20 protein-coding genes and 4 pseudogenes are annotated in these 26,651 nt (G+C 68.1%); 13 read left to right on the top strand and 11 right to left on the bottom strand.

All coding sequences use genetic code 11. The features are described from left to right. The first annotated feature begins 108 nt into the window (after positions 1–108). Entirely contained in the window at positions 109–1,563 is a 1,455-nt protein-coding gene (locus tag OHB00_RS02125; RefSeq protein WP_406430608.1) for an NF041680 family putative transposase, read from the top strand. A 161-nt stretch (positions 1,564–1,724) separates the two neighbouring features. On the opposite strand, the gene OHB00_RS02130 is transcribed toward OHB00_RS02125, so the two are convergent. Further along, complete coding sequence (locus OHB00_RS02130) at positions 1,725–3,101, bottom strand: MFS transporter (RefSeq protein ID WP_406445577.1); 1,377 nt, start codon at positions 3,099–3,101, stop codon at positions 1,725–1,727. A 951-nt stretch (positions 3,102–4,052) separates the two neighbouring features. On the opposite strand from OHB00_RS02130, the gene OHB00_RS02135 reads away from it, so the two are divergent. Together OHB00_RS02135 and OHB00_RS02140 are read left to right on the top strand one after the other, a co-directional pair. Next, the gene (locus tag OHB00_RS02135) at positions 4,053–4,850 is read left to right on the top strand and encodes a TniQ family protein (protein WP_406430610.1); all 798 of its coding nucleotides are present in this window, start codon (positions 4,053–4,055) and stop codon (positions 4,848–4,850) included. A 576-nt stretch (positions 4,851–5,426) separates the two neighbouring features. Continuing rightward, positions 5,427–6,040: pseudogene (locus tag OHB00_RS02140) on the top strand (transposase); the annotation flags it as partial. Positions 6,041–6,070: 30 nt separating this feature from the next. Here OHB00_RS02140 and OHB00_RS02145 read toward each other — a convergent pair. Together OHB00_RS02145 and OHB00_RS02150 are read right to left on the bottom strand one after the other, a co-directional pair. Further along, positions 6,071–6,499 (bottom strand): hypothetical protein, encoded by a 429-nt coding sequence (locus tag OHB00_RS02145; protein WP_406430612.1) that lies wholly within the window; start codon positions 6,497–6,499, stop codon positions 6,071–6,073. Between the two features lie 308 nt (positions 6,500–6,807). Then, on the bottom strand, positions 6,808–8,151 hold the full coding sequence (locus OHB00_RS02150; protein ID WP_406430614.1) for an aldehyde dehydrogenase family protein: 1,344 nt from the start codon (positions 8,149–8,151) through the stop codon (positions 6,808–6,810). A gap of 166 nt (positions 8,152–8,317) precedes the next feature. Between OHB00_RS02150 and OHB00_RS02155 the strand changes: the two genes are divergently transcribed. Further along, positions 8,318–8,671 (top strand): ArsR/SmtB family transcription factor, encoded by a 354-nt coding sequence (locus OHB00_RS02155; RefSeq protein WP_406430616.1) that lies wholly within the window; start codon positions 8,318–8,320, stop codon positions 8,669–8,671. Positions 8,672–8,777: 106 nt separating this feature from the next. Here OHB00_RS02155 and OHB00_RS02160 read toward each other — a convergent pair whose 3' ends face one another. The 5 genes from OHB00_RS02160 to OHB00_RS02180 form a co-directional block, all read right to left on the bottom strand. Continuing rightward, a complete protein-coding gene (locus tag OHB00_RS02160) occupies positions 8,778–9,467 on the bottom strand; it encodes a TetR/AcrR family transcriptional regulator (protein WP_406430618.1) in 690 nt (229 codons plus the stop codon). 196 nt (positions 9,468–9,663) lie between these two features. Then, the gene (locus tag OHB00_RS02165; RefSeq protein ID WP_406430620.1) at positions 9,664–10,422 is read right to left on the bottom strand and encodes an SDR family oxidoreductase; all 759 of its coding nucleotides are present in this window, start codon (positions 10,420–10,422) and stop codon (positions 9,664–9,666) included. Continuing rightward, positions 10,419–11,207, bottom strand: coding sequence for an enoyl-CoA hydratase/isomerase family protein (locus tag OHB00_RS02170; RefSeq protein WP_406430622.1), 789 nt, complete (start codon positions 11,205–11,207; stop codon positions 10,419–10,421). The genes OHB00_RS02165 and OHB00_RS02170 overlap by 4 nt, the downstream gene beginning before the upstream one ends. Continuing rightward, a complete protein-coding gene (locus OHB00_RS02175; RefSeq protein WP_406430624.1) occupies positions 11,204–12,847 on the bottom strand; it encodes an AMP-binding protein in 1,644 nt (547 codons plus the stop codon). The genes OHB00_RS02170 and OHB00_RS02175 overlap by 4 nt, the downstream gene beginning before the upstream one ends. Beyond that, positions 12,847–14,595 (bottom strand): CocE/NonD family hydrolase, encoded by a 1,749-nt coding sequence (locus OHB00_RS02180; RefSeq protein WP_406430626.1) that lies wholly within the window; start codon positions 14,593–14,595, stop codon positions 12,847–12,849. Before OHB00_RS02180 ends, OHB00_RS02175 begins: the two co-directional genes overlap by 1 nt. A 420-nt stretch (positions 14,596–15,015) precedes the next feature. On the opposite strand from OHB00_RS02180, the pseudogene OHB00_RS02185 reads away from it, so the two are divergent. Beyond that, a pseudogene (locus OHB00_RS02185) lies at positions 15,016–16,055 on the top strand (NAD(P)-dependent alcohol dehydrogenase). A gap of 72 nt (positions 16,056–16,127) precedes the next feature. Here the strand turns inward: OHB00_RS02185 and OHB00_RS02190 are convergent. Then, positions 16,128–16,634: pseudogene (locus OHB00_RS02190) on the bottom strand (IS30 family transposase); the annotation flags it as partial. Positions 16,635–16,962: 328 nt separating this feature from the next. On the opposite strand from OHB00_RS02190, the pseudogene OHB00_RS02195 reads away from it, so the two are divergent. The 7 genes and pseudogenes from OHB00_RS02195 to OHB00_RS02225 form a co-directional block, all read left to right on the top strand. Then, a pseudogene (locus tag OHB00_RS02195) lies at positions 16,963–17,088 on the top strand (IS30 family transposase); the annotation flags it as partial. Positions 17,089–17,134: 46 nt separating this feature from the next. Next, positions 17,135–17,383: a hypothetical protein gene (locus OHB00_RS02200; RefSeq protein ID WP_406430628.1), complete on the top strand. Its 249-nt coding sequence runs from the start codon at positions 17,135–17,137 to the stop codon at positions 17,381–17,383. A gap of 303 nt (positions 17,384–17,686) precedes the next feature. Continuing rightward, positions 17,687–18,859 (top strand): extracellular solute-binding protein, encoded by a 1,173-nt coding sequence (locus OHB00_RS02205; protein ID WP_406430630.1) that lies wholly within the window; start codon positions 17,687–17,689, stop codon positions 18,857–18,859. A gap of 59 nt (positions 18,860–18,918) precedes the next feature. Then, complete coding sequence (locus OHB00_RS02210) at positions 18,919–19,761, top strand: ABC transporter permease (RefSeq protein ID WP_406430632.1); 843 nt, start codon at positions 18,919–18,921, stop codon at positions 19,759–19,761. Beyond that, positions 19,758–20,546, top strand: a complete 789-nt coding sequence (locus OHB00_RS02215; protein WP_406430634.1) for an ABC transporter permease — start codon at positions 19,758–19,760, stop codon at positions 20,544–20,546. The genes OHB00_RS02210 and OHB00_RS02215 overlap by 4 nt, the downstream gene beginning before the upstream one ends. Next, entirely contained in the window at positions 20,546–21,631 is a 1,086-nt protein-coding gene (locus OHB00_RS02220) for an ABC transporter ATP-binding protein (RefSeq protein WP_406430636.1), read from the top strand. The genes OHB00_RS02215 and OHB00_RS02220 overlap by 1 nt, the downstream gene beginning before the upstream one ends. A 42-nt stretch (positions 21,632–21,673) precedes the next feature. Further along, on the top strand, positions 21,674–22,597 hold the full coding sequence (locus tag OHB00_RS02225) for a nucleoside-diphosphate kinase (RefSeq protein ID WP_406430638.1): 924 nt from the start codon (positions 21,674–21,676) through the stop codon (positions 22,595–22,597). A 112-nt stretch (positions 22,598–22,709) separates the two neighbouring features. Here OHB00_RS02225 and OHB00_RS02230 read toward each other — a convergent pair whose 3' ends face one another. After that, positions 22,710–24,899, bottom strand: coding sequence for a carbamoyltransferase (locus tag OHB00_RS02230; RefSeq protein ID WP_406430640.1), 2,190 nt, complete (start codon positions 24,897–24,899; stop codon positions 22,710–22,712). A 67-nt stretch (positions 24,900–24,966) separates the two neighbouring features. Then, entirely contained in the window at positions 24,967–25,401 is a 435-nt protein-coding gene (locus tag OHB00_RS02235; protein ID WP_406430642.1) for an adenylyltransferase/cytidyltransferase family protein, read from the bottom strand. Between the two features lie 174 nt (positions 25,402–25,575). On the opposite strand from OHB00_RS02235, the gene OHB00_RS02240 reads away from it, so the two are divergent. Then, entirely contained in the window at positions 25,576–26,640 is a 1,065-nt protein-coding gene (locus OHB00_RS02240) for an amidinotransferase (RefSeq protein ID WP_406430644.1), read from the top strand. Positions 26,641–26,651: the final 11 nt, after the last annotated feature.

Genomic DNA, 26,651 nt, shown 5'->3' on the forward strand with positions numbered 1-26,651 from the left:
ACATCTCGAACTGGATCACTCACCTGGGCATTCGCCGGACATTGAAGCGGCCTTCGTCTGATCATGTGCTCCGACCAAGGTGCACCGATCAAGACGAAGGCCGTGCGGGTGAGTCTGCTGCCTGACGACGGGCCCGGGGAAGCACTCGCGCAAGCGTCACGCTTACGGGAAGACTTATTCGACTGCCTGACCGCGCGCGGGGACGAACTGTTCGAGCTGGTCGACGCGTTGCTGTGCGCGGACGGTCCGGTGACCTCGCCTGTGGACCTCACGCTGGTGGCCGAGCACCGGCGCGGGCACGGCGCGATGTACGAGGCACTGAACCACGGGAGTGTGGACGTGCCCCGCCTGCGGCAGGTGCTGGCCGGCCTGCCGATGCCGCGGGCCGCTGACGGCCGCCTGGTCCTGGCAGTCGACGTCAGCACGGCTGCGCCCCCGACGCTCCGACCAGCGCGGACCGCTTGTTCTGCCACGTCTACAGTCGCAGCGGACGATCCTCGGATCAGTTTCATCCCCGGCCGGCCGTACTCGTGTGTCACCGCCCTCGAATCGGGCCGGACATCCTGGTGCCAGCTCCTGGACGCCGTCCGTCTCAGGCCCGAGGACGACGTCACCGAGGTCAGCGCCGCCCAACTCCGCCGCGTGGTCGAGGACCTGATCGAGATGGGCCGCTGGCACGTCGGCGACCGCGGCATCCTCATTGTCTTCGACGCCGGCTACGACGCCCCGCGCATGACCCACCTCCTGGCCGCCCTCCCGGTCGAGGTGCTGGGACGGATGCGCTCCGACCGCGTCATGCGACGGCCCACGCCCACGCTCAAGGAGTACGCCCTGGCCTACCCGCAGGGCGGGCGGCCGCCGAAGCACGGCAAGGAGTTCCGCTTCGCCAAGCCGGACACCTGGGGTGGGTCGGACGAGGCAACCGCGCAGGTCACCGACCGGTACGGCACCGCCCGCGCGATGGCCAGGGACCGCATCCACCCCCGCCTGACCACCCGCTCCGCATGGATCGACCACACCGGCGAACTCCCCATCATCGAGGGCACGCTGATCCGCCTCCAGGCCGACCGCCTGCCTGGCGGCAACGATCCGCTGCCGCTGTGGCTGTGGTCGTCCGCCACCGACCTGAACAGCGAGGACGTCGACGTACGCTGGCAGGCGTTCCTGAGGCGATTCGACATCGAGCACCTCTTCAGGCTGATGAAACAGACCCTCGGGTGGACCCGGCCGAAGCTGCGGACCCCCGAGGCCGGCGAGCGCTGGACCTGGCTGATCATCGCCGCGCACACCCAGATCCGCCGCCCGCGCGGGGCAGCCGCCGACCTGCGGCGGCCGTGGGAGAAACCCGCCGAGCCCGGCCGACTCACCCCTGCCCGAGTCCGCCGGGGGTTCAGAAACCTCCGCCCACATCTCACCTGTCCGGCCCGTGCACCAAAACCCTCAACACCCGTTTCCGGAAGGCCACTTGGCTCCAAGAACCGGCGGCCCGCCACCCGCTACGGCGTGGGCAAGACCGTGAAACGACCCGAGAGCATCATCGAACGAAACCGACTCAGACCATAAAGAACAAGGTCAGCGCCTGTTCCTGAGGCCGACATGACAGAGCTGCGGTGGTGATTGGTCGGTGAACGGCTCGTTGGATCTGGCCGCCTGGCCCGTGGGCGGGCGGACGGCGGCGAGCCGGCTTCCCGCGATGGTGGGGAGCCGGCTCGCCGGGTGGTGCTTCAGTTGGTTTTGGCGTGGGCCGGTCGGTGGGAGCGCAGGATGAGGGCTGCCAGGGTGGAGGCCAGGAGCGTGAATGCTGCGGTGGAGAGCAGCGCCGAGACGGCCGTCTCCGTGACTACACCCGTTTCGCCCCCCCAACCCTGCGGCAGCGAGCCCTCCGCCCTGTCATGGGAAGAACCGGAACTGTCCATCTGCCTCCAGGCCGGGAAGATCATCGGGCACAGCGTGGCGAGCAGATATACACCGCCAACCGTCAGCAGCGAGAAAGGCAGGCCGGCCGAGTCCACGAGGAGACCCGCGGCCAGTCCGCCCAGCGGAGTGATCAGCTGGACAGAGGCCGTGGTCGCGCTCAGCACGCGGCTGCGTAGATCCTCCGGCACCGTCTCATACGTCACGGTGGCCATGATGGGGTTGAGTACACCGAAGGCGAGGCCCTCTACCGCCATGATCACGGCCAGCGGGGTGAAGGTGTCGGTGAAGGCGGCCACCACGAAGCGCGGCAGGCCCCCGATGAGAAAGGCGATCGTGAACACGGGCCACCGCCGAAAGCGGCTGCCCACCGCCCCATAGACCAGCGCCCCCGCGAGAGCGCAGATCCCGAACGCCGCGTTCAGCAGACCGAGATCGACGGCACCATCAAGCTCCTCACGGGCATGCACGGGCAGGAGAACGACGCTCCACCCCTGGTCGAGCCCCCTGGTGACCGGCGTCATCAGGCACAGGCCCAGCAGCAGCGGCGTGGCCGCCACGAAGCGATAGCCGTCCGCGAGTTCACGACGGTAGGCACAGAGCGACGCCGGCTCGGCCCGTTCTTGGGTCTGCGCCTCGGGCAGGCCGCGCACTCCGAACGCGAACAGTGGCGCGGCCACGGCGAAGGTCGCGGCATCCACCAACAGGACGTTCTCGGCTCCGAGTACGGCGATCAGCACACCTCCGAGAGCGGATGCCGTCAGGGCCGCGCAGCGTGCCGCACCGTCGTACAGCCCAGCGGCCCTGGTCAGCGGCGTTCCGGCGCGTTCGGCGAGCGTGGGCAACAAGACGCCGCGAGCGGTTTCACCCGGCGCACGGAACAGCCCTGTCATCGCCATCAGCACGCACAGCATCCAGAACTGCAGGAGGCCGGCGAACTGCAGCAGCGGGATCGCCGAAACGGCGAGCCCGCAGGTGAGGTCCGAGGCGACACTCACCCGCCGTCGGCCCATCCGGTCGATGACCGGACCGGTGACGAGCGCAGCGAGCACGGCGGGCAGCAATGTGCAGAACGCGACGATCCCGGCCCTGGCGGCGCTGCCCGTGGTCTGCAGCACGAACCACGGCACGCCCATGTACGTGAGGCAATTCCCTGCGATCGTCACGAGGTTGGCGACAAGAACCATTGCCAGAGGACGGCGATCAACCGTCCCGAAGTCTTCGGACACTACGGTGGTCTCCCATAAGGGAAAGCGCCCACCGTGAACGAAGCAGGTCAGCCGGTGGGCGAAGCGAAGTGGTCAGCGTCTGGCGCGCATGGTGAGGCGCACCGCGGTGCGGTGTTCACAAGCAGCGCCTCCAACACTTCGCCGGGATGACCACCCGGCGCCTCCCACGCATTGTCCCCTCGGGACCGGCCCTCCGCAACGACGATCCATTCGCACGCTGATCAGTGAAATCCGTCGATGCCCTCGACGGGGCAGGGTCCCCCGGCCACGCCCTCGGCCACCACCCCGGACGCCGGACCTCCACCGCCGCGCAGCTGAGCCTGCAAGCCCTGGACTGCGTGCTGTTGTGCGTGGTGCGGCTGCTGATCCTGGACGACCTGCACTTCCTCACGTGGCGCAAGACCAGCGGCATCGAGGTCAGCAACCACCTCAAGCGGATCGCCAACGAATTCCCGGTCACCTCCTCAAGGCCGGGGTCTGGCTCGCGGACAAGGGCCTGTTCAGCGAGGGCGAGAGCGCTGGCGAGACAGTCCTGGCGCAGACCGGCCGACGCACCACCCGCCTGGACATGCCGTCCTTCACCATCGACTCCGAACAGTGCCGCCGTCACTGGCGACAGCTCCTGCTGGCCCTGAACGGCGTCTCCTGCTGGCGGACGCCCATCCGGGCATGCTGGCCGACGACCTGTCGGACTATCTCCCGCCCACAGCACCGGGCGCATCGGCTCGCTGATGACGCTGGTCAACCGCGGCTGGCAGCGCGCCCAGCGAACCGGCGCCGAGCGCCTCACCCGAGATCTCCTCGACCGGTCAGAAACGACGAAGCCGCGGAACGCAACCGCTCGGAAATCGAGTACGCGCTCCGTGCGGGCAGGGCCGCCAGCCGCCCGCGCCGTGTGCGGGCCGCCCCGTGAGCCCCCTACGGCGGACGCTGCCAATCCGGTACGCACCGCATCCCGGTGAAGCCCTGGACTCCTGGCTGGAGTTCCTCGCCGCCCGCCTCAACTGTCCGTTCGCGGACGTACTCCGTGCGCTGCGCCTGCCGACCCGGGATGCGGCCCTGGCCAAACCGATGCTGCCCCGCTGGGTAGTGCTGGCCACCGGAGAGGAGCTCGCGGCGATCGCGGCCGGCGGCGCAGGTGTCGCCGAGGACGTCCTCCTGGCGATGACGCTGCGGCGCTTCGACGGACACGGGGTGGTGATCGAGCCGCACCTGCGGCGGGTGGAGCCCCGCACGCTGTGGGGGCGGGCCCGGTCCCGTTTCTGTCCGGCCTGTCTGGCAGACAGCGGCGGTCGCTGGCAGGTGACCTGGCGTCTGGGCTGGTCCTTTCGCCTGCACGCGGCATCAGGTGCTGCTGGCCGACCGCTGCCCGGCATGCCACCGGATCCCGCGCCGTCACGGTCACCCCCGCCGGGAGACACCCCGCCCCGGGCTGTGCGCGAGCCTCGCGCCCAACGGACCGCGCGGTTCTCGCTGCCATCACCCGCTCGCCGACGCCCCGTCCTCGGCATCCGGCCCGAAGGCGCCGTGGCCCAGGCTCAGCGCATCGTCGATGCCCTCCTCACGCCCCCCGACCGGCCAGTGCGACGGCTGCTGTACGGGCCCGGCGGCGCGCCGTTGCGCGTAGTGCTGAGCGACGCGCGCGCCCTCGGCGGTCCGGTACTCAAGAACGCAGCTCCCAGCGTGGAGGCGACGGCGGTGCGGTGACGCAGACGTGCCACCGGCATCACACGCAACGCGTCGAGGAGGCTCACCTGTGGCGAGACGTCCAGCCGCTGGCGGATCCGTTGATCCCCAGCTCAATCTCCACCGTGTCACTCCTCCGGTTCACCCGAGGGCTCGTTCTCTTGAGGGGGGGTCGCCATAAGGCACATGGGCCAGGACCAGAGGAACTCCGGCGGCCTGCGGCATGAAACGCCGCGTCTCGCCTCGCCGTACTCGCGGGTGATGATTTCCTTTCAGGTCACGCGCTGTCGGCGGGCAGCGCCGGGTAGTCGGTGTAGCCGCTGTGGTCGCCGCCGTAGAAGGTGGCCGCATCGGGGGTGTTGTAGGGGCCGCCGGCTGCGAGGCGGGCGGGCAGGTCCGGGTTGGCCAGGAACAGCGCGCCGAAGGCGATGATGTCCGCGGTGCCGTCCTCGATGAGGGCGAGGGCGCCGGGGCCGGTGGGCTCGGGGTGGGTGAAGGGGTTGAGGATGAACGCCGTCGGCCAGTCCTTGCGCAGCCGGGCAGTCAGGTCGCGGTCCGGGCTCTCGACCAGGTCCAGCCGGCCGAGACCGGCGATCAGTGCTGCATCGGATCGAGGAGATCCTTGACCGCCTCCCGGACCGGATCTTCGCCTTCGACGAGTTCGGCCCGCTCGGGATCCGGCCCACCGGGGGCTCGGGCTGGGCCGAGCGGGGGCACCCCGACCGTGTGCCGGCCACCTACCACCGCACCCACGGTGTCCGCTACTTCCACGGCTGCTACCCGGTCGGCGACGATCGCTTGTGGGGCGTCAACCGCGGCAGAAAGGGTGCCGCCAACACGCTGGCCGCGCTGAAGTCGATCCGTGCTGCCCGACCCGACGGCGCCCCGGTCTACCTGATCCTGGACAACCTGTCCGCCCACAAAGGCGCTGACATCCGCCGCTGGGCGAGGAAGAACAAGGTCGAGCTGTGCTTCACCCCGTCCTATGCATCGTGGGCGAACCCGATCGAAGCCCATTTCGGACCGTTGAGGCAGTTCCCCATCGCCAACTCCCATCACCCCAACCACCCCGTGCCCTGCACGCCTACCTGCGCTGGCGCAACGCCAACGCCCGCCACCGTGACGTCCTGGCCGCCGAACGCAGGGAACGCGCCCGCATCCGAAGCGAGAAAGGCATCCGCGGGGGCGGACGCCCCCTCCAAGCGGCCTGAACGACCCGGCGATCCCATGCGGTCAGAGCCCTAATGGGCGCCACGGGGCAGTAGATGCGGAGCCCGCGCCCCGAGGATGCCGAAGACCTCCTCCTTCGCCAAACTCCGCAGTTCCGCCAGGAAGGCGGGGTCGACGTGGCCCTCCCTGGCCCAGATTCCGGCGAGGGACTCGGCGCAGAGCTGGGCCAGGTCGCTGTGGAAGTCCCCCGCCCGGATGGCCCGGATCAGGGCCGCCTCGACAATCGGACCGCAGAGGTACTCCAGAGACGACGCGGCGTCCTCCCGCTCGTCCTCACGCGCCGTGGAGTCTTCGAGGAGGCGCACGAGCAGAACCGCGCGCTCCTCGTCCGGGATCTCCGGATCGAGCCACACAGGGCCCGGGGACGGGATCGCCACCGAGTCCTCACCCGCACTGCGGCGCTGCTCTTTCCCGAACAGCCTCGCCAGCCAGCCCCTCATCTAAAACAGCTCCTCGATCCCGTCCGCGACACCCCTCGCTGATCCCGGAACCGCCGGCGGCGGTCCCGACCGGCCTGCCGAAGGAGCCGACCTCAGCACCACCGCCACAGCGTAGATGCCGTCCGCGACGGCCGCAGAGATCGGCAGCCTGCCGCCGACTTTGGCGGTGGACCTGGCCAAGTCGATAGCTCCGCTCGGCGCCCACGGCCCGCCCAGGGGATGTACTTGAGGTTCGCGCCCGGCGTGCCCGGCTGCGGAGCAGGGCGGACCTCGCCCCCTTCACCCGGCGGACGTTCGCGGTCAACGCACTAGCTGAGCGGCACGTCCACGACACCCTTGATGTGGCTGAACGTTTCGAGGGAGTACCGGCCGTGGTAGTGGCCCATGCCGCTTTCTCCGACGCCGCCGAACGGCAGGCCGGGCATGAGCAGTTGCGTCGGCGGCTGGCCCCAGGCGACACCGCCGGAGGAAGTCTCGTTCACGAGGCGCGACTTGGTGGCCTCGGACGTCGTGAAGGCGTAGAGCGCGAGGGGCTTGTCGCGTTCGTTGATGAAGCCGATGGCGGCATCGAGGTCTTCGACTTCGACGACGGGGAGGATCGGACCGAAGATCTCCTCCTGCATGACCGGCGATGCGGGGTCGACATCGGTGAGGACCGTCGGTGCGATGAACAGGTCGTCGCGGTCGTGCCGGCCTCCCACCGCCGCCCGGCCGGAATCCAGCAGACGCGTGAGCCGATCGAAATGCCGCTCGCTGATGATCCGACCGAAGTCGGCTGAGGTCTGCGGAGTGGAGCCGAACTGAGCTTCGACCGCCGCGCGGAGGGCGGGAACCAGTACGGCAGCGGTGGCAGGATCAGTCAGGACGTAGTCGGGGGCTATGCACTGCTGCCCCGCGGCGCCGAACTTGGCGCCGACCAGCCGCTTCGCGGTCTCGTCCACGTCAGCGTCAGGCGCCACGAAGACCGGTGACTTGCCCCCGAGTTCAAGCGTGACCGGGGTGAGGTTCTTGGCGGCTGCGGCCATGACGATCCGGCCGACAGTGCCATTGCCCGTGTAGAAGATCTGGTCGAAACGCTGTTCCAGGAGGGCCGTGGTCTCCTCGGCGCCCCCCTCGACCACGCCGAGCACGTCGGCGTCGAAGTACTGCCGCAGGAGGCGTGAAGCCACCGCCGATGTATGCACCGAGATCTCGCTCGGCTTGGCCACCACGGTGTTCCCGGCGGCCAGTGCGCCGATGAGGGGGTCGATGAGAAGATGCACCGGGAAATTCCACGGAGCGATCACCAGGACGACCCCGAGCGGGTCGTACTTGGTGTAGGCCGTGGTCGTGGGACCGAAGTGGGAAGGAACCTCCACCGGGCGGGGCTGGAGCCAGCTCCAGAGACTCGCCAGCGTCTCGTCGATGTGACCAACGGTGAAGTCGATCTCGACCTTCGCCTCGCTGACGCTCTTCCTCAGATCCGCCCAGAGCGCTTCGAGCAGCTCCTTCTCGTTTTCCACCAGCAGTGCCCGCAGCCGCTGCAGCTGGTTGATGCGCCAGTCCAGCCCGCGGGTGACGCCGGTGTTGAACGTCGCACGAAGGCGGCCGACCACCTCCGCGGCCGTTTCGGTCTGGGGCGTCCTCGACTCGGTCCCCTGGGTCGCGGTCATGGGTGTGCTCCGTTCTTGATGCAAGCCGCGCCGTCAAAGGCGTTGGCCTGCCGTGGTACCGGTGATGTGCAACCCGGTGAGTGACGGATGAAGGGTCATTCCGGTCCTTCACTGTAGCCGCATGTACGCGCTAACGCGAACATGGGTCAGGCGTTACCCTTCTCTCATGGCCAGCCGCACCTCTTCCCCGCTCGTCCACCCCGACATGGACGACCTCGACCTCTTCAAGATCATGAGCGCACTGACCGACGAGACCCGGCTCACCATCGTCGTCACCCTCGCCGCCTCCCCCGGTCTGGCCTGCAGCGGCTTCACCCAGGACGTCACCGCGTCCGTACTCACCCGCCACTTCCGCGTCCTGCGCGAGGCCGGTGTCATCCGGCAGCACGACGTCGGCACCCGCCGCATCAACACGCTGCGCAAGGAAGAACTGGACCAGCGGTTCCCCGGACTGATCGACCTCGTCCTCAAGGAGAGCGTGGGCCGCGTGACGCCGTACACGAACGCCGAGAGCGCCTGACGCTCCGGGGCGACCCCGCATAGGCCAAGGATCTGTGCCGTGCACGCCTGCCGCATCGTGGTCAAAAGAGACGATCCCGCGCGGTGCGCACCCCTGTCGCCGGGCTCTACCTCGGTGGCGAGACCTGATCCCTTGTCTGGCCGACCGCTGTGGAGGAAGGCCCGGATGCGCCCTGTCCCGAACTGAGCCCGTCCAGCAGGAGGTCCCCGAGCTCGGAGAAGGCGTCGCCGGCGGTCAGGCCGGTCCTCTCCAGGAGGACCCCCGACTGGACCGCGTCGATGGTGACTGCCACGACCTGGGCGGCGAAATGCCCGTTGAGCGCGCGGAAAACGCCGGTCTGCACGCCCTCCTCGATCAGTTCGTGGACTCGTTGCGCCGCAGCGGCCGAATTCTTGCGGTAGATCTGTGCCGTCGGTTCGTAACCGACCATGTCGTCGTAGAAGGCGTGGGAATGCCGGCGCATGGCCGTGCCGACGCCGGTGAGGTAGACGCGGATGCGCTGCCGGGGGTCGGGTTCGGCCTGGACAGCCTGCTCGATCTCGGCGGTCGCATCCCGGAAGAAGGCGCGGGTGACCGCCAGGACCAGTTGTTCCTTCGTGGAGGCGAGGCTGTACAGCGTCGCCTTGGAGCACCCCAGCCGCTGGGCGAGTTCATCCATGGTCACCGCGGTGAAGCCTTCGGCCAGGATGATCGCCTCGGACTGGCGCAGCAATTCGTCCCGCCGACGAGTGTCGACGACCCGCCTGCGCGCCGTTCGGCGCGGGCGTCGGTCACGCGAGTCGGTTTGGCCCGTCACCGCAGAAGTCTCCCATGAGCGCCCCCCGACCCCGCCTGAAGCAGCGAGGGATCGTCCGGGCCGGAAAGCCGACCCATACACATGGGTACCAGCGTATCGCACAACGTACCTAGAAGGGGCTGGGCGTGACTTCAGGCAAGAGTGCCGGAACTGATCGGGGCGCGCTCCCGGTCCCCATCACAAGACCACGACGTGCTTACCGGATGGAGGATCCGATGGAGATGCCGCCGTCCACGTCCAGGACGATGCCGGTGATGTAGCCGGCGGCTTCGGCGGCGAGGAAGGCCGCCGCTTCGGCGATGTCCTCGGGCCTGCCGGTGCGGCGCATGGGGATCTTGTTGGTGAGTTTGTCGCGGGCGGGGCCGTTCATGGAGGCGAGCATGGGGGTGTCGATGAGGCCGGGGGCGATGGCGTTGGCGGTGATGCCGTGGCGGGCGCCTTCGAGTGCGAGGGTGCGGGTCAGGCCGACGATGCCCGCCTTGGCGGCCACGTAGTTGGTCTGGCCGAAGTTCCCGCGCCAGGACATGGAGGAGAAGCTGACGATGCGTCCGTAGCCCTGGCGTTTCATGGGGGCGAACGCGGCGCGGGCGCAGTGGAAGCCGCCGGTGAGGCTGACGTCGATGACGGCGTGCCAGTCGTCGTCGGTGATGTCCTCGACGCGGTTGTCGCGGATGATGCCGGCGTTGTTGACCAGCACGTCGAGGCGGCCGAGACCGGCGGTGACGCCGGTGATCCAGGCATCGACCTGTGCGGAGTCGGTCACGTCCACCACGTCGGTCCGGAGTTTCGCGTCGTGGGCGTCGGCGATGGTCCCGGCGGCGTCGGTCAGCGCCTGTTCGTTGACGTCGGCCAGCGCGACGGTGGCGCCCTCGGCGGCGAAGCGTGTGGCCATGGCGAGGCCGAGGCCCTGTGCGGCGCCGGTGATGGCGACGACGCGTCCGTGGTAGCGGTTCACTTGGTGTCTGCTTTCGTGGTCCGGGGAGTGAGGAAGGTCCGCAGGGCGTCGGCCACCGAGCTGGCCTGCCAGTTGTCGGCGAAGGTGGCGAGTTCCTCGCGCAGGGCGTGTTCGGGGGCGACGCCGTCGATCCGGTGCAGCAGCGTCTTGAGCCGTTGCTGGGCGGGGCTGTTGCGGTCGGCCAGTTGATGGCAGATACGGGTGGCGGTGGCGTCGAGGTCGGCCTCGGGCACGATCGCGCGGATCCAGCCGGTGCCGGCGAAAGCGGTCGCGGGCAGCAGTTCGCCGGTGAGCAGGAGCCAGCGCGAGAGTCCGTGGCCGACCGCGCCGGGGAGCCGGACGCTTGACCCGGCGGCCGGAACCAGCCGCCGCTTCAGGTGGCCGTCGCCGATGAGGGTGGTGTCGGCGGCGACGACGACATCGCAGGCCAGTGCGAGTTCGAGGCCGCCGGCGACGGCGTGACCGTGCAGGACGGCGACCCAGGGTTTCGGGCTGGCCGCGATGCGGCTGAAGCAGGCCGATACGTCGGTCAGGAAATCGACGGGGTTGTCGCCCCGCTCGTGCAGCTCCAGGAACTGGTGGAAGTCCCCGCCGGCGCAGAAGCTCGGTCCCCGGCCGGCGACGGCGATGACCGCTGTGCCGGGGTCGGCCTCGGCGCTGGTGATCTGCTTGTCCAGGGCCTCTACGAGGGTGACGTCGAGGGCGTTGCGCCGCTCGGGCCGGTTGAGCAGCAGCCACCGGACGGGTCCGCGTTGCTCGACGAGCAGAGGTTCGGTGTCGGTCAACGTGGCTCCGGGGTGGTGAGTTCGGTGCGTCGGCGGCTGCGCAGCAGGTAGCGCTGGGTCTTGCCGCTGGGCGTCTTGGGCAGGGCGTCGATGAAGTGGATCGTGCGCGGGTAGGCGTGGGCGGCGTACCGGGTCTTGACCAACTGCTGCAGTTCGGTGGCCAGTTCCGGCGAGGCGTCGTAGTCGTCGCGCAGGACGACGTACGCCTCGATGACCTCGCCGCGGACGTCGTCGGGTGCGCCGATGACGCTGCACTCGACAACCGCGGGGTGCTGGGCGAGGACGCTCTCGATCTCGAACGGCCCGATCCGGTAGCCGGCCATGATGATGACGTCGTCGTCACGGGAGGAGAAGAAGAAATCCCCGTCGGCGTCAATGCGCCCGGCATCGCCGGTGAGGTACCAGCGGCCGTCGGCGGTGAACTTGGCAGCGCTCTGCCCTGGGATCTGGTAATCGCGGAAGGTCATCAGCGGGCTCACCGCGACGTCGATCGCGACCCGGCCGAGCACACCTGGCCCGGCGGGCTCGTCCTTCGTGTCGGCCAGGACGGTGAGGCTCCAGCCGGGCACCGGCCGTCCCATCGACCCGGCCTTCAGAGGGCGGGCGAGGTCGGGATGGTGGTGGTTGGCCAAGGGCATGCCGACCTCGGTCTGGCCGAAGTGATCGTGCACGGCCAGGCCGAGCGTGATGCCGGCCCACTCATTGACCTCGGGTGTCAGGGGCTCGCCCGCGCTGGACGCCCGTTCCAGACGCAGCCCCTGCGGCACCGGCACCGACGAGGAGCGCAGGCCCCGGTACACGGTCGGGGCGGCGGTGAAGTCGGTGACCTGGTGGTCGACGAGGGTGCGCCAGGTCGTCTGGGCGGAGAACCCGCCGGACAGCAGCAGGCTGGGGATGCCGGCGGCCATAGGAGCGACGATGCCGGAGTACAGCCCGTAGGCCCAGCCGGGGTCGGCGGCGCACCAGTAGCTGCTGTCCTGGGTGACACCGAGGCCGTACTCCAGGTAGACCTGCCATCCGGCGATGTAGGAGACGGGGTGGACGACGCCCTTGGGCTTGCCGGTGGTGCCGGAGGTGAACATGTGCACCAGCGGCCCGTCCCCGCTGGTGGTGACGGCGGGCACCGGTTCCGATGACGCGGCCGCGACGAGGTCGGCGAGCGACACGTCACCGTGCCGCGCGCCGGTTCCGATGACGACGACGCGGCGCTGGGGGTCGTCCGGCAGGTCGGGGCCCGGATCGAGTTTGTGGCGCTGGTCCGGGTCGACGAGCACGACGTGCGCACCCGAGCCTTCCAGGCGCAGAGCGATGGCCTGGGGTGCGAACGCGGTGAACAGCGGGACGTAGACCGCGCCGAGCCGCCAGATCGCGAGGATGACGGTGACCAGGTCGGTGCTTTTGCCCATCAGGGTCGCCACCCGGTCACCCGGACCGACGCCAAGCCCTTGGAGCGCCCGCGCGTAGCGGTGCGAGTCCGCGGCGAGCTCGCCGTAGGACAGCGTGGCAGCTCCACCGGTGCCGTCGACAACGGTGAACGCCATGCGGTCGGCGGAGTGTTGGTCGCAGAGCAGCCAGGCCACATTGAGGGAAGGAGACGCGAAGGTCGCGTTCAGTTCGGCGACCCGGTCGGCGGCGCTCATCACTGGTCCTTCCGGTCGATGATCGGCAGGACCAGACGGCTGGGGTGGTTGGGCCCGTGATGGATGTGGTTGACCGCCGGAACCATCTGCTCCTCGCTCTCACGGGCGATGACGCCGCCGGTGTTGGTGTTGCGGTCGTAGCGGGGGAAGTTGCTGCTGGAGACGTCCACGCGGATGCGGTGACCGGGAAGGAACACGTTGGAGGTGGCGGTCATGTCGACGGTGATCTCGTAGACCGTGCCGGGCTCCATCAGTTCTTCCGTGGCGAGGCCGCCCCGGTAGCGGGCGCGCAGGATCCCGTCGCACAGGTTGATCGCTTTGCCGTCGGGGAAGACGTCGACGAGCTTGGCGGTGAAGTCGGTGTCCACCGCCGAGGAGGAGACGAACAGGGTCAGGCTGACCGGACCGGTCACCTCGACGGGCTCCTCCAGCACCGGGCCGGCGAAGCACAGGACGTCCTCGCGGGAGGCGACGGTCCGCTGGTCGACCGGGCCGCAGAACCCAAATGTCGTCGGCATGGACGCCCCGCCGGCCGAGGGAACCGGGCGGCGCGGGTCGTAGAGGTAGGTGTCGTGCCCGGCGCCGGTCGGCGGCTCGGTCGTCAACACGCCGTCCCCGCCCGCTGTGTTGGCATGGCCGGCGCTCGTGAGGTGGAAGTCGGTCCACCTCGTGTCGGGCAGTGGCCATTCCTGCTCGTCGCGCCACTGGTCGATGCCCATCACGAAGATCTTCACCGGCGCGACATCGTCCAGAGCGGTGGTGTCGCCGCGGAGCCAGCGGTCGAAGAACTTCACATGCAGGCCGGTCAGGCCCAGCATCTGGGCGCTGGCCAGCGGGCCGAAGGAGCGGTCGGGATAGACGCCACTCGCGGACATGTGATCCCACGGACCGATGATCAGCCGCTGCTCCTCACGCGCGTGCGCACTGCCTGCCTGCCGGCGGGCGTTGGTGTAGGTGCGCACAGTCTGCCCGATGTAGAGGTCGTACCAACCGCCGATGTTGAGGGCCGGGACGGTGACGTTCTTGAGCTCGGGCGTGAGCTCCATGGCGTCCCAGTACCCGTCGTGGGAGGGGTGGGCCATCCAGTCGTCCCACCACTTCCCGTACGCCGCCAGGACCGGAACCTGCGCCGTCGGCAGCACATCGTTCAGCGGCTCCGGGAACAGGAGCGCCTGACCGAGCTGCTGCAGCTGGGACACGGAGCCCTCGCCGGCCGCCAGGGACCGCTGCGCGTCGGCTGCGTACATCATGGCGTTCCACACGGTGACCAGGCTCAGTGAGAGCGCACCGCCCGGGCCGTACCAAGGCGCCTCGTAGTTGTCGATCGAGGTGAAGGCCGGCGCGATCGCCTTGAGGCCGGGGGCACCGCTCGCGGCGGTTTCCCACTGGACCATGCCGAGGTAGGACGGCCCGTACATGCCCACCGTGCCGTCCGACCACGGCTGGTCGGCGATCCAGGCGACGGTGTCCTCGCCGTCGTTCCGGTCGGCCATATGCGGAACGAACTCGCCCTCCGAGCGGTGCGTGCCCCGGCAGTCCTGCACCACCAGCGCGTAGCCGGCCTCCAGCAAAGCCAGGAATTCGGGCACGACCGTATCTGAATGGGCAATGCCCATCACGTCCTTGCCGTACGGCATGCGCACGAGCAGCGTCGGAGCCTGGCCCTCGGCCGGATGCCACACGTTGGCGGCGAGGGCCACGCCGTCACGCATCGGAACTCGGACATCTATGTCGTACAGGTGCGGCATCAGTGCTCCTCGTCGAGCGGACGGCATTGCCCCCCAGATGGTGGGTACGTTAAGAGGTACGCTCGTACCCTGTCAATTACCAAGAAGGCTCGAGAAGAAGGCTTACCTCTGGCGATTCGTCGTAGGCAACGGTGTCGGCGACAGGCGCTGACCGCTGCCGACGTCGACGCCAACGCGCCGGGCATCGCGCACGAACGACCCCGCCATCAGCCCTGTCGCGACGATCGCACCCATCCGAACTGCCGTTCACCAGGAACGCCCGGGAATGCCTTCCGCGGCGTGCGAGCGGGTCCCCCCCCCGGCCGCGAGGGAAGGATCAAGGACCCATGTTCGCACTAACGCGTACATGAGTTACAGTGAAAACGCGCCGGGCCGGAAGAAGGCAGCCGGGCGCACAACCCCCGCAAGGAGAACCACGGCATGACCACTGTTGCTGCGTACGCCGCGCCCGCCGCCAACGCTCCGCTGGAGCGCACCACCATCGAGCGTCGTGCGGTGCGCGAGTTCGACGTGCTGATCGACATCAAGTTCGCCGGTATCTGTCACACCGACATCCACCTGACCCGCGAGGGCTGGGGCGAGGCGATCTTCCCGATGGTCCCGGGGCACGAGATCGCGGGCGTCGTCTCCGAGGTCGGCCCCGGCGTCACCAAGTACAAGGTCGGCGACCGCGTGGGCGTCGGCTGCATGGTCGACTCCTGCCGCGAGTGCGACAACTGCAAGGCCGGCCAGGAACACCACTGTGTACGGGGGCCGTCCAGACGTACAACGCCATCGGCCGTGACGGCCAGCCCACCTACGGCGGCTACGCCACGCACGTCGTCGTCGACGAGAACTTCGCCGTCCGCATCCCCGACGGACTGGCCCTGGACGTTGCCGCGCCGCTGCTGTGCGCGGGCATCACCACGTACGCACCGCTCAAGCAGTGGGGCGCGGGACCCGGCAAGAAGGTCGCCATGGTCGGTCTGGGCGGTCTCGGCCACGTGGGCGTCAAGATCGCGCACGCGCTCGGCGCGGAGGTCACGGTCCTCTCCCAGTCCCTGCGCAAGAAGGACGACGGCCTGAAGCTGGGCGCCGACCACTATTACGCGACCAGCGACCCGAAGACGTTCGAGGAACTCGCCGGCTCCTTCGACCTCATCGTCTCCACGGTGTCGGCGCCGCTGGACTTGAGCGCCTACCTCAGCCTGCTGAAGACGGGCGGCGCCCTGGTGAACGTGGGCATCCCGGAAGAGCCCATCACCTTCCACCCGTTCTCCCTCATCGGTGGCAACAAGATCCTCTCCGGATCGATGATCGGCGGCATCCCCGAGACCCAGGAGATGCTCGACTTCTGCGCCGAGCACGGAATCGGTGCGGAGATCGAGCGGATCGCCGCCTCCGAGATCAACGAGGCGTACGAGCGGGTGCTGGCGAGCGATGTGCGGTACCGGTTCGTGATCGACAACGCGACCATCTGAGACCCGTCGCACGGACGAGGGCCTCGACGGATCGGCGGATTCGAGGGGTCGTCGCAACACACGGTGAGTTGATCAAGCCGCGAGCAGTTCGGACGGACGCTCGGCCGGGGGCTCCCAGCCGAGCGTCTTGCGTGGGCGGCTGTTGAGTTCGGCGGCGACGGCGTCCAGGTCTTCGCGGGTGTGGACGGACAGGCCACTGTCCTTGCGGAAGTACTGCCGCACTGCCGCGGCAGGCCGTTGGTGTTTTCGTTCGAGCCGCGCTGCCAGGGGCTGCCGGGGTCGCAGAAGCAGGCCGGGACGCCGGTGGCGATGCTGAAGGCGTGTTGGGTGGCCATCTCGCAGCCTTGGTCCCAGGTGAGGGACCGTTTGAGGTGGGGCGGGAGGGTCGTGACCGTGTCGGTGAGAGCGTTGCGGACGGCCGCCACACTGTGGGCAGGTGGGCAGGTGGACGAGCATCAGGTAGCGGGTGCTGCGTTCGACCAGGGTGGCGATGGCGGAGCGGGAGTTGCGGCCGACGACGAGGTCGCCTTCCCAGTGGCCGGGGACAGCCCGGTCGGCCGCTTCGGCGGGCCGCTCGCTGTACCACCGAAGCATGCCCGCGCGTAGCAGGTTCGCAGCAGCAGCTTCATGTTCGCGTTTATGCGTACATGAGTTGCAGTGAAGGAACGGGCCCGGACGGAAGAGCCGCGGGGCCTCAATCCCCCACCCCAGCAAGGCGATAACGGCCCTGGGGAACATCGGTACAGCGGTTGGCGCTGAGATTGATCACGGTTGCGAGCTGAGGGTTCTTGCCGTCCCTGGGTGGCCGAGATACGCGTCAGAGATGCACCTGGCCGTTGAGCTCGGCCTGCACACCAGCGCCCGCACCCCAGTCCCGGACACCGCTGCCGAATCCCCGGAACAAGTCCTCGCCCGCGTCGCATACGCACGCAACAATCGGCCCCGCAAGATCCTCGGCTGGAAGACCCCCGCCGAAGTCTTCGAAGAGCAACTACGCTCACTTCAGCAACCCGGTGTTGCATCGATCGGTTGAACTCGCCGAGTACACATCAGCCCAATTCCTTTATGGGACGCACGAGTTGGGGCTGCGCCAGAGTTGCGGGCGCACCGGTTCATGCTTCGACAACGCCGCAGCGGAGAGTTCCTGGGCCCTGCTCAAGGAAGAGATCGGCACTCGTGTCTGGCCCGACCGGGCCACCGCCCGCGCCGAAGTCTTCGCCTTCATCGAGACGTTCTACAAGCGCCGCCGACTGCGCAAACACAAGGTCTTTGGCTACCTCACGCCGGCTGAGGCCCGGCAACGGCACCAGCACGCCCTCGCGACATAACGAACGAGCGTCCGAGATCACGGGGAAACTCCAGGGGTTCGGCTTCTCCACTGTTGCGCACAGCGGATAGTTGCAGTCCCCGCCGGCGCGTCCCCGCGTGTGCTGTGACGCCATGTCCCACGTCACCGTCGTCAAGCAGGACGATGCCCCCCTCGTCCGGGCGATCTTCGCCGGCACCCGCTCCAGCCGCGGTGTCCATCGGTGGCCCGTTGTGCAAGTACAGGTCCATTTATAGGCTCCTGTCGCACTGGTTGACACGCGTTTCCCGGAGCCTCGCCACCGAAGTGGCGCAAGAGGAGTAGCATGTCACGCTACGAAAACCGACCACTGCTCAGTACGTTTCGCGATTCGAGTTCTTCCCGCAGGGATGTGCTGCGCTACGGGGCGGCACTCGGCACGACCGGATGGCTCACAGGATGCATGAGCCAGGACGCTGCAGGCCCCCAACCGACGAGTCTTTCCGGCGGTCTCGACCAATTGGTTCGTGACGCCAGCAAAGAGGGCTCGCTCAATACCATCGCGTTACCACCGGACTTCGTCAACTACGGCACGATCATGAACACGTACGAGACGAAGTTCGGACTTCACATCGTGCGCGGATCACCGAATGCGAGCTCGGCGGAACAACTCTCTGCGGTCCGCATGCTGAAAGGGGCGAGTCGGGCACCGGACGTGGTCGACATCGGTCCCCCCTTTGCCCTCCGGGCAGTTGGCGACTCGCTGACCGCTCGCTACAAGGTCAGCACATGGGACTCGATACCGTCCGAGCTCAAACACCCCGAGGGCCGTTGGGTCGGCGACTACTGGGGCGTGATCGGCTGGGGCGTCAATGCCGACGCGGTGGGTGGGGCGACGCCCAGAACCTGGCACGATCTCCTCGACGCCACCTACAAAGGAAAGGTCGCGTTGGATGGGGATCCTCGCCAATCAGGGTCCGCGTTCGCCGCGGTGTTCTCTGCCGCCCTCGCCAACGGCGGCTCCCTGGACGACATCGAGCCCGGCATAGATTTCTTCTCCGAGATGAAGAAGGCAGGCACGTTCATCCCGGTAAATGCCACCCCGGCCACCGCGCTTCAGGGAGAAACCCCTGTCATGATCAGCTGGGACTACGGCCTCCTGTCTCTCGCGGACGAGCTCCGCGGGAAGATCGACTGGCAGGTCTGCATCCCGAAGGACGGCATATTCGGCAACTACTACTGCCAGGCGATCAATCGGAACGCACCGCATCCCTTGGCGGCACGGCTGTGGCAGGAATTTCTCTTCTCGGACGAAGGGCAGCTGCTGTGGCTCAAGGGCTACGCACACCCCACCCGGTACGCCGACATGCGGTCACGGGGCGTCATACCGAAGAAAATTCTGGACCGGCTTCCCTCTGACTCCTCGTACCAGGGATTGCACTTTCCCACTGCCCGCCAGACCAAGGATGCCATCGCGGTGGTCCGCGAGAATTGGTCGTCCAAGGTAGCAGACCGGTGAAAGACCTCGCAGCACCTCCGGAGGCAGCAGTGAAACCGCGCCGAACACGGTGGCGCGGGATGCGACTGTCCTGGCTCGGCGTCGTACCGTTCGCTCTCTTCCTCTTCGTCTTTCTGGTCTTTCCACTCCTGCTGCTCGTCGCACGTGCCTTTGAGGGCAGCGACGGCAGTCCGAGCCTGGTGAACGTCCACCACCTCGTCGCCCCGGACACGCTCAAGGCCTACCGGACCAGCCTGCTGCTGAGCCTGGTCACGGCCCTGCTGGGTGGCGCGCTCGGAACGCTCCTCGCCTTCGCCGCCATCGCGCGCGGCACCCCGCACTGGGTGAGGAACCAACTGACCACGCTGTCCGCGGTCACGGCCAACTTCGCCGGTGTCCCCCTGGCCTTCGCGTTCATCGCCACCCTCGGCACGAACGGCCTGGTGACCGTCCTACTGCGCAACGCCTTCGGCGTCACTCCTGCGGACGCCGGGTTCTCCCTCTACTCGTTCTGGGGACTCTGCCTCGTCTACCTCTACTTCCAAGTGCCGCTCATGGTCCTGGTCGTCGGCCCCTCCCTCGACAGCCTGCGCCACGAATGGCAGGAGGCCGCGACCAGTCTCGGCGCCACTTCGGCGGCCTACTGGCGTCAGGTGGTTCTTCCCGTGATCCGGCCGTCCGTCCTCGGTGGCACGGTGCTGCTCTTCGGCAATGCCTTCGGCGCCCACTCCGCTGCGTACGCGCTCACCTCCGGCCAGTTCTCCCTCGTGCCCCTGCTCATCGGACAGACGCAGACCGGTGACGTCGTGGCCGACGCGAACTTCGGGGACACGCTGGCACTCGGCATGATCGTGGTGCTCGCGGTGACGCTGGTCCTCTACGCCGGTCTGATGCGGACCGCCGCGAAATGGCGGCGCCCATGAAGCCACACCCGTCACGGGCAGGTCTGTACGTCATCGCGGCCGGCGTCCTGTACGCCTTGGTCCCCCTCATGGCCACCTGCTGGTTCAGCCTCCGCAACGGGCGCGCGGGGGCCTCCTTCAGGGCCTACCGTGAGGTGCTTGCCGATCCCGCGTTCCGGGAGAGCTTCGCGCTCTCGCTGCAAGTCGCGGCCGGCACCATCGTGTTGACCATCACGTTGGTGACCGTGACCGGGTTCTGGGTGCATCTCCGGCTTCCCCGGCTGCGGCCGGTCGTCGGGTTCGTGGCGACGCTCCCCATGGTCGTACCCCCGATCGCTCTCGTGGTGGGGCTGATCCGGGAATTCAGCTGGGCTCCCGCCTGGCTCTACGGAAGTTACGCGGTTCTCGTCGGGGCGTATTCCGTACTCGCCCTGCCCTACGCCCATCGCGCCATCGACAACGGCCTGGACTCCCTGAACATCAGAACGCTCACGGAAGCCGCGCGCTGCCTCGGCGCCGGCTGGCCGACCATTTTCCGGACCATCGTTCTTCCCAACCTGCGCTCGTCCGTCCTCACCGCGGCCCTGCTGACCTTCGCCATCGTGATGGGAGAGTTCACCATCGCCGTCATCATGCAGTTCACCACCTTTTCCGTGTACATGAGCTACGTATGGGAGTCGCGGGCGACCGGGGCCGCGGCGCTGTCGGTGCTCAGTTTCCTCATCACCTGGACCGGGATGCTCGCCATCATCGTCGTCGGCAATAGACTCGGCCGTGGCATGACACAGATCGGCGGTACCCGCTGATGCCGTACCTGGAAATCCAGGCCGTTCACAAGCGCTTCGGTTCGGCCGTGGCCTTGAACGACCTCACGTTCGCGCTGGAATCGGGAGAGTTCTTCTCGCTGCTAGGGCCGAGCGGCTGCGGAAAAACCACCGCGCTGCGGATCGTGGCGGGCTTCGACCAGCCCGACGACGGAAAGGTGCTCCTCGACGGCGTCCCGATCAACGAAGTGCCGTCCCGGCAGCGGGACATGGGCGTCGTCTTCCAATCGTACAACCTCTTTCCGAACATGACGGTTCAGCAGAACATCGAGTACGGGCTGCGTGTACGACGCCGGCAAAAAAGCGCGCGAGCCGAAAAGGCCGCCCAGGTACTAGAGTTGGTCGGCCTGCCCGGGCTCGGTAGCCGCTATCCGCACCAGCTCTCCGGCGGCCAGCAGCAACGCGTCGCCGTCGCAAGGGCGTTGGCCGTCGAGCCGCGCGTCCTGCTCATGGACGAACCGCTGTCGGCCCTCGACAGCCAGATCCGCCTGCAACTGCGCGAGGCGCTCCGCGACATCCAGGTGCGCCTCGGGACCACCGTGCTCTACGTGACACACGACCAGGACGAGGCGCTGTCCATCTCCGACCGGGTGGCCGTGATGCAGCACGGCGGCGTCGAGCAGATCGGCACCCCGTCGGAGATCTACGACGCTCCGCGCACCCGCTTCGTCGCGGAGTTCGTCGGAGCCATGAACCGCATCGAGGCTCACGTGGTCGACGGAGCGAGCGGTGAGGTCAGACTCAACGACGCGGTCCTGCGCCTGCACGCCGCACGCGGCCTGCCAGATGGCGCTCCCGTGCTGATCCTGATCCGGCCCGAGGCCCTGACGGTCGCCCCGCTGTCCGGGAGCGGGGCCGAACCGGGCTTGGGCAGGTGTACCGCCGCGGCCCGGGTGATGGCGCACGCCTTCCTCGGGCCCGTCACGCGGTTGAAGGCCAGGGCCGACCAGCTCGGCACGCTCTTCGTCGACGTGCCCAGCGCGAAGATGCAGGGGCTCGCCGTCGGCGCGCGGGTCTCCGTCTCCTTCTCCACCGCCGACGTGCGGGTGATGTCTCTCACCGCATAGCACTTCAGTACCCTGCCCATCGAAGAGAGGATCTCCATGGCCGTGAGCGGCACCAGCTGGACCTACGCGCTCGTGACCCCGGACGGGCTGGTCACCCAGGCGCTGCACCGCTTGCTGGACGCGTTCCGCTCGGCCGGGCTCGACCCGGTCGCCGCCGAGCTGATCCGTCTGGACGCGGAGACAATGGTGCGTCTCTACGACGTTCCGACGCGCAGTCGCCCGGTCGCGCTGCCACCGCACCGCGCTTTTCAGTTGTGGTATGACCTCGGCCCGGCGTGTCTCGTGCTCCTGCGGTACGACGGAGCCGGTGCGTGTGCGGCGATGGGTCGGCTGAAAGGGGCCACGGATCCCGCCGCGGCGCAGCCCGGTACCGTCCGGCACGCCGGCGAGAACGTCCTCATGAATCTGGTGCACTGCCCGGACGACGAACCCTCCGCACGCGCCGAGTTGCACCAACTGCTGGGTCCCCGGCGCGCCGAGGCGCTCCTGGCGCAGGCCGCCCTGCCCGACGACAGGGTCCGTCTGCTCACCGTCGGCACCGTCGAGGCGGCGGCGCCCCTGTTCGGCGGTCCGCACGCCTTGTCGCTGCCGTTGGCCGTGAACCGGCTCCGCCTGCGCGTCGTGCAGCATATGGCGATCACCGGGATCGCCCCGCCGAACCTGCTGCCCCTGCTGGAGAAGGCGCGGCTCGCCCTGCTGGAGGAGCGCGACGAACTCCTCGGCATCGAAACGAGCCCCGCTCGTACCGCCGCCACACGGGCGCACAACGGCCGGATGCAGGAACTGCTGCGGGATGCCGTCCGTACCGCACAGGATCCAGCCACGGAGAACGCCGTAAACAGGCTCTCCGACGTGCTCATGGGGTCCTCCGAGCACTGGGCGCCCCTCCAAGAGGCGATCCGCGCCGCAGGCGTCTATATGTCGGACATGGAATCCGCCGTGCTGGAACAGAGCCACTACATCTGAGCACGCCGACGTACCTGTCCGACGCATCTGTCTGAAGCGAGCGGCTCGTAGAGTCACGGTCGACCACGAGCCGCTCGCCCCCGGGCACCCCAGGGGCCACGCGCTCCCGGGGCTAAAACAGCGTGTAGATGTACGGCGTCACTTCGCCGAGGTCGACGTCCCGGCGTTCGCCGATGATCTCCTCGGTGAGTTCCATGAGGGGCCGCACAAGCGCGTTCGCGTCCTCGAATCCGTACGCCGACCAGATCCCGCGCAGTTGTTCGCCGATGGCGTCGAGGCTTTCGAGTTCCCAGAACTCGCCGCCCGTCGGCCCGGTCTCGGCAGGGCTGTACGCGCTGCCGTCCACGCCTTCCGCGGCCAGCCGACGCCGGAAGCCCTCCCCCAGCCGCTCAGCCAGCGGGGCCAGGAACAGTCCGAAGAACAGGTCGCTGCGGCTCGTGCCGTCCACGGGGCGTGGTGCGGGAACCGGTTGCTGGTCTTCCGAGACGCTCACGGGCGGTGTAGCAGCCGTTGGTTTACCCGTGACGATCAGGTGGTTCACGACCAGCACGTCGATGTCCGTATGCCGGTAGCACTCCCACGCGTCGTGCGGGGTGCACACGATCGGCTCTCCGCGCACGTTCATCGACGTGTTCACGAGCACCGGGCACCCCGTCAGCTCGCGGAACGCCTCCAGCACGGCGCGGAACTCCGGGTTGCTGCCGGGTCCCACGGTCTGCAGTCGGGCACTGTGGTCGACGTGGGTGACCGCGGGTACGTCGCTGCGGACCTGCCGGACGACGGCGAGCAGATCGGCGTCGGTGTCGCCGTCGGACGCCGCGTCGGGTTCCGGTGTGACGCGCCGCTCCTCGCGCACCGGAGCCGTCATGAGCATGTAGGGACTGTCGCCGCTGAAGTCGAAGTACTCCTGGCACGCCTCGGCCAGCACGGCGGGCGCGAACGGGCGGAACGACTCACGGAACTTGACCTTGAGATTGAGCCGGGACTGCGTGTCGGGCCGTCGCGGATCGGCGAGGATCGACCGGCTGCCCAGAGCGCGCGGCCCGAACTCCATGGGGCCCGAGCACAGACCGACGACATCGCCCGCCGCGAGATGTTCCGCGATGCGCACGGCACGCTTGTCAGGGTCGGGCACCTCCTCGTAGGGGCAGCCCAACTCATCCAGCAGCGCGCGGAGTTCATCGGTGGCGTAGCTCGGGCCGAGGAGGCTTCCCCGCTGGCCGTCGGAGGCTCCGGTGTCCTTGCGGCAAGGCTCGTCCAGCAGCACGTGTGCGCCGAGGAGTGCCGCGCCGAGCGCGCCGCCCGCGTCCCCGGCCGCGGGCTGGACCCAGATGTTCTCGAACAGGCCCGCCCGCTGGAGCTGTCCGTTCGCCACGCAGTTGAGTGCGACACCGCCGGCCATGCACAGGTTCTTCGAGCCGGTCAGCTCGCGCGCGTGCCGGGCCAGGCCCAGGACCGCTTCCTGAGTGACGAGTTGGACGGAGGCAGCAAGGTCCGTTTCCCTGCTCGTGATGCGGGACTCGGGTGGGCGCGGCCCGCCGCCGAACAGTTCGGCGAACCGGGCGTTGGTGAGTCGGTCGCCGTCGAGGAACCCGAAGTACTCAAGACCGAGCCGGAAAGAGCCGTCCGGCTGGAGGTGGAGCAGGTGCTCGCGGATCGTGTCGGTGTAGCGTGGACGGCCGTACGGGGCGAGACCCATCAGCTTGTACTCGCCCGAGTTCACCCGGAATCCGCAGAACCCGGTGAACGCGCTGTACAGGAGCCCCAGGGAGTGCGGGAAGCGGATCGAGGTGAGCGGGCGGATCTGCGTGCCGACGCCGTGCGCGATCGACGTCGTCTCCCATTCGCCCACTCCGTCGACGGTGAGGACGGCCGCGTCCTCGAACGGTGAGGGGTAGAAGGCGGACGCGCCGTGACTGAGGTGGTGCCGGGTGAAACGGATCGGTGCGCTGACGTTCAGCCGTTGCCGTATCTCGCGGGCCAGCAGTACTTTCCTCGCGAGGAAGGTGTCGGCGAACTCGCCCCAGCGTTCCCTGCCGCGGGGCGCGACGGAGAGGAAGGTCGTGAGGTTCCGGTCGAGGCTGAGCACCGGATTCTCATAGAACATCACGAGGTCCACGTCGTTCGCCGTGATGCCCGCCTCGTCCAGGCAGTACTGAACGGCGTGCGATGGGAAACCGGCATCGTGCTTGCGCCGGGTGAACCGCTCCTCCTCAGCGGCAGCCACGATCTCTCCGTCCCGCACGAGAGCCGCCGCGGCATCATGGTAGAAGCAGGAAATACCTAGGACATGGGATGGCACGCGACCATTCTCCTAACATCCTGGACCTGTTCGAGGTCGGAAATTTTATGCGCGCCCGCTGCGGCGGCTAACCGGCTTTCTTGCACCGGAGAATCAGGTCGGTCGTGGAGATACCCGACGTGTACCTGACCAGGCGGAGCCGGCCCGCGTCGGCGACCGCGCCGAAAACCTCGCGGACCACCTCAGGTGATATGTCATCACCATGCACAACCAAGGAAATGTCCATTTCATCCATGAATTCCGGGGTGACCTGATACGGCGAGTCCGGCAGGACCTCATCGACATACCGGCACGCCTCGATGACCGCGACGCGTTCGGCCATCGTCATGATCGGGCGGCGTTTGTACGAGGCCACCACCTCGTCGGAGAGCACACCGACCAGCAACACGTCGCCCATAGCCCGGGCGGCTTTCAGGAGTTCCACATGCCCGGCGTGAAAGAGATCTCCCACCATGTCGACGTACACACGCCTACGGTTGCCCTCGACGATTCGGCCTGTCATGGTCGTTGCCACCTCATCAGCTCCGCGGGATCCAGTCATCGCCGTCAGTATCGTCCGTAACCCGGCTCAAGACGAGGACAGAACTTGAACATCGCGGATTCACCCACAGCAGCCGTCCCCACCACTTCAGCGGTCAGTTCACACAACGAATGGGATCCACTTGAGGAAGTAGTCGTGGGCACCATCGAAGGGGTGACGGTCCCACCCCTGACGCACGAAATGAAAGTCATGGTGCGCCGCAACTACTGGGACTTTTACCGGGAGCACGCCGGTGAGCCGTATCCCGAACATCTGGTGCGCGGCGCGGCGAAGGCGCTCGACAACCTGCAGCGGGTCCTGGAGGACGAGGGCGTCACGGTCACCCGTCCCGACCCCGTCGACTACGCGCAGACGGAGTTCCGCACACCGCACTTCGAGTCCACCGGCTTCTTCAACGCCGACATCCGCGATGTCGTCCTGGCCGTCGGGGACGAACTCATCGAGGCGCCGATGGCGCTTCCCCCGCGCTACTTCGAGCACGTGAAGTACCACTCCCTGCTCCAGCGGTACTTCGAGCGCGGCGCCCGCTGGACCGCGGCCCCCAAGTGCTCGATGGGCCAGCACATGTACGACTACGACTACCCGGACGAGCACCTCGCGTTCTTCCGGGGGGACCCCAACGTCCCTGACGACGTGGGCCCCTTGGCGGGGCACTACATGACGAACGAGGCGGAACCCTGCTTCGACGCCGCGGACTTCGTCCGGTTCGGCCGCGACATCGTCGTCCAGCGCAGCCAGGTGACCAACGAGCTGGGCATCAAGTGGCTGGAGCGCCATCTGGGCAGTGAGTACCGGATCCACCGGGCGCGGTTCCGCTCCTCGGGCCCGGTGCACATCGACACGACCTGGGTACCGCTCGGCGAGGGCCGGGTACTGACCTGTCCAGCGCGGCCGTGTCTCTCCCCCGACCTCCTCGACATGTTCAAGCGGGCCGGCTGGGAGATCATCGAGGCGCCGGAAGGGGTTGCGCCCGCAGAGTTCCAGCTCTCCAGTCGCTGGCTGTCCATGAATCTCCTCGTCCTCGACGAGGAGCGGGTCGTCGTCGACCAGCACGAGGAGCCGACCATTCGCATGCTCAAGAACCTCGGCATGAAGCCGGTGCTCGTGGACTTCAAGGACCACTACGTGTTCGGCGGCGGTCTGCACTGCGCCACGCTCGACGTCCGTCGGCGCGGTGAGCTCAAGAGCTACTTCGACTAGGTGAGGAGCCC

The sequence above is a fragment of the Streptomyces sp. NBC_00631 genome (assembly GCF_045206895.1).
In the GTDB taxonomy this organism is placed as follows: Bacteria; Actinomycetota; Actinomycetes; order Streptomycetales; family Streptomycetaceae; genus Streptomyces.

Excerpts from the sequence above, each read along its gene's own strand:
- OHB00_RS02130 (WP_406445577.1), bottom strand. The coding sequence starts at position 3,101 with ATGGTTCTTGTCGCCAACCTCGTGACGATCGCAGGGAATTGCCTCACG.
- OHB00_RS02145 (WP_406430612.1), bottom strand. The coding sequence starts at position 6,499 with ATGAGGGGCTGGCTGGCGAGGCTGTTCGGGAAAGAGCAGCGCCGCAGT.
- OHB00_RS02150 (WP_406430614.1), bottom strand. The coding sequence starts at position 8,151 with ATGACCGCGACCCAGGGGACCGAGTCGAGGACGCCCCAGACCGAAACG.
- OHB00_RS02155 (WP_406430616.1), top strand. The coding sequence starts at position 8,318 with ATGGCCAGCCGCACCTCTTCCCCGCTCGTCCACCCCGACATGGACGAC.
- OHB00_RS02175 (WP_406430624.1), bottom strand. The coding sequence starts at position 12,847 with ATGAGCGCCGCCGACCGGGTCGCCGAACTGAACGCGACCTTCGCGTCT.
- OHB00_RS02180 (WP_406430626.1), bottom strand. The coding sequence starts at position 14,595 with ATGCCGCACCTGTACGACATAGATGTCCGAGTTCCGATGCGTGACGGC.
- OHB00_RS02205 (WP_406430630.1), top strand. The coding sequence starts at position 17,687 with ATGTCACGCTACGAAAACCGACCACTGCTCAGTACGTTTCGCGATTCG.
- OHB00_RS02210 (WP_406430632.1), top strand. The coding sequence starts at position 18,919 with ATGCGACTGTCCTGGCTCGGCGTCGTACCGTTCGCTCTCTTCCTCTTC.
- OHB00_RS02215 (WP_406430634.1), top strand. The coding sequence starts at position 19,758 with ATGAAGCCACACCCGTCACGGGCAGGTCTGTACGTCATCGCGGCCGGC.
- OHB00_RS02220 (WP_406430636.1), top strand. The coding sequence starts at position 20,546 with ATGCCGTACCTGGAAATCCAGGCCGTTCACAAGCGCTTCGGTTCGGCC.
- OHB00_RS02235 (WP_406430642.1), bottom strand. The coding sequence starts at position 25,401 with ATGACAGGCCGAATCGTCGAGGGCAACCGTAGGCGTGTGTACGTCGAC.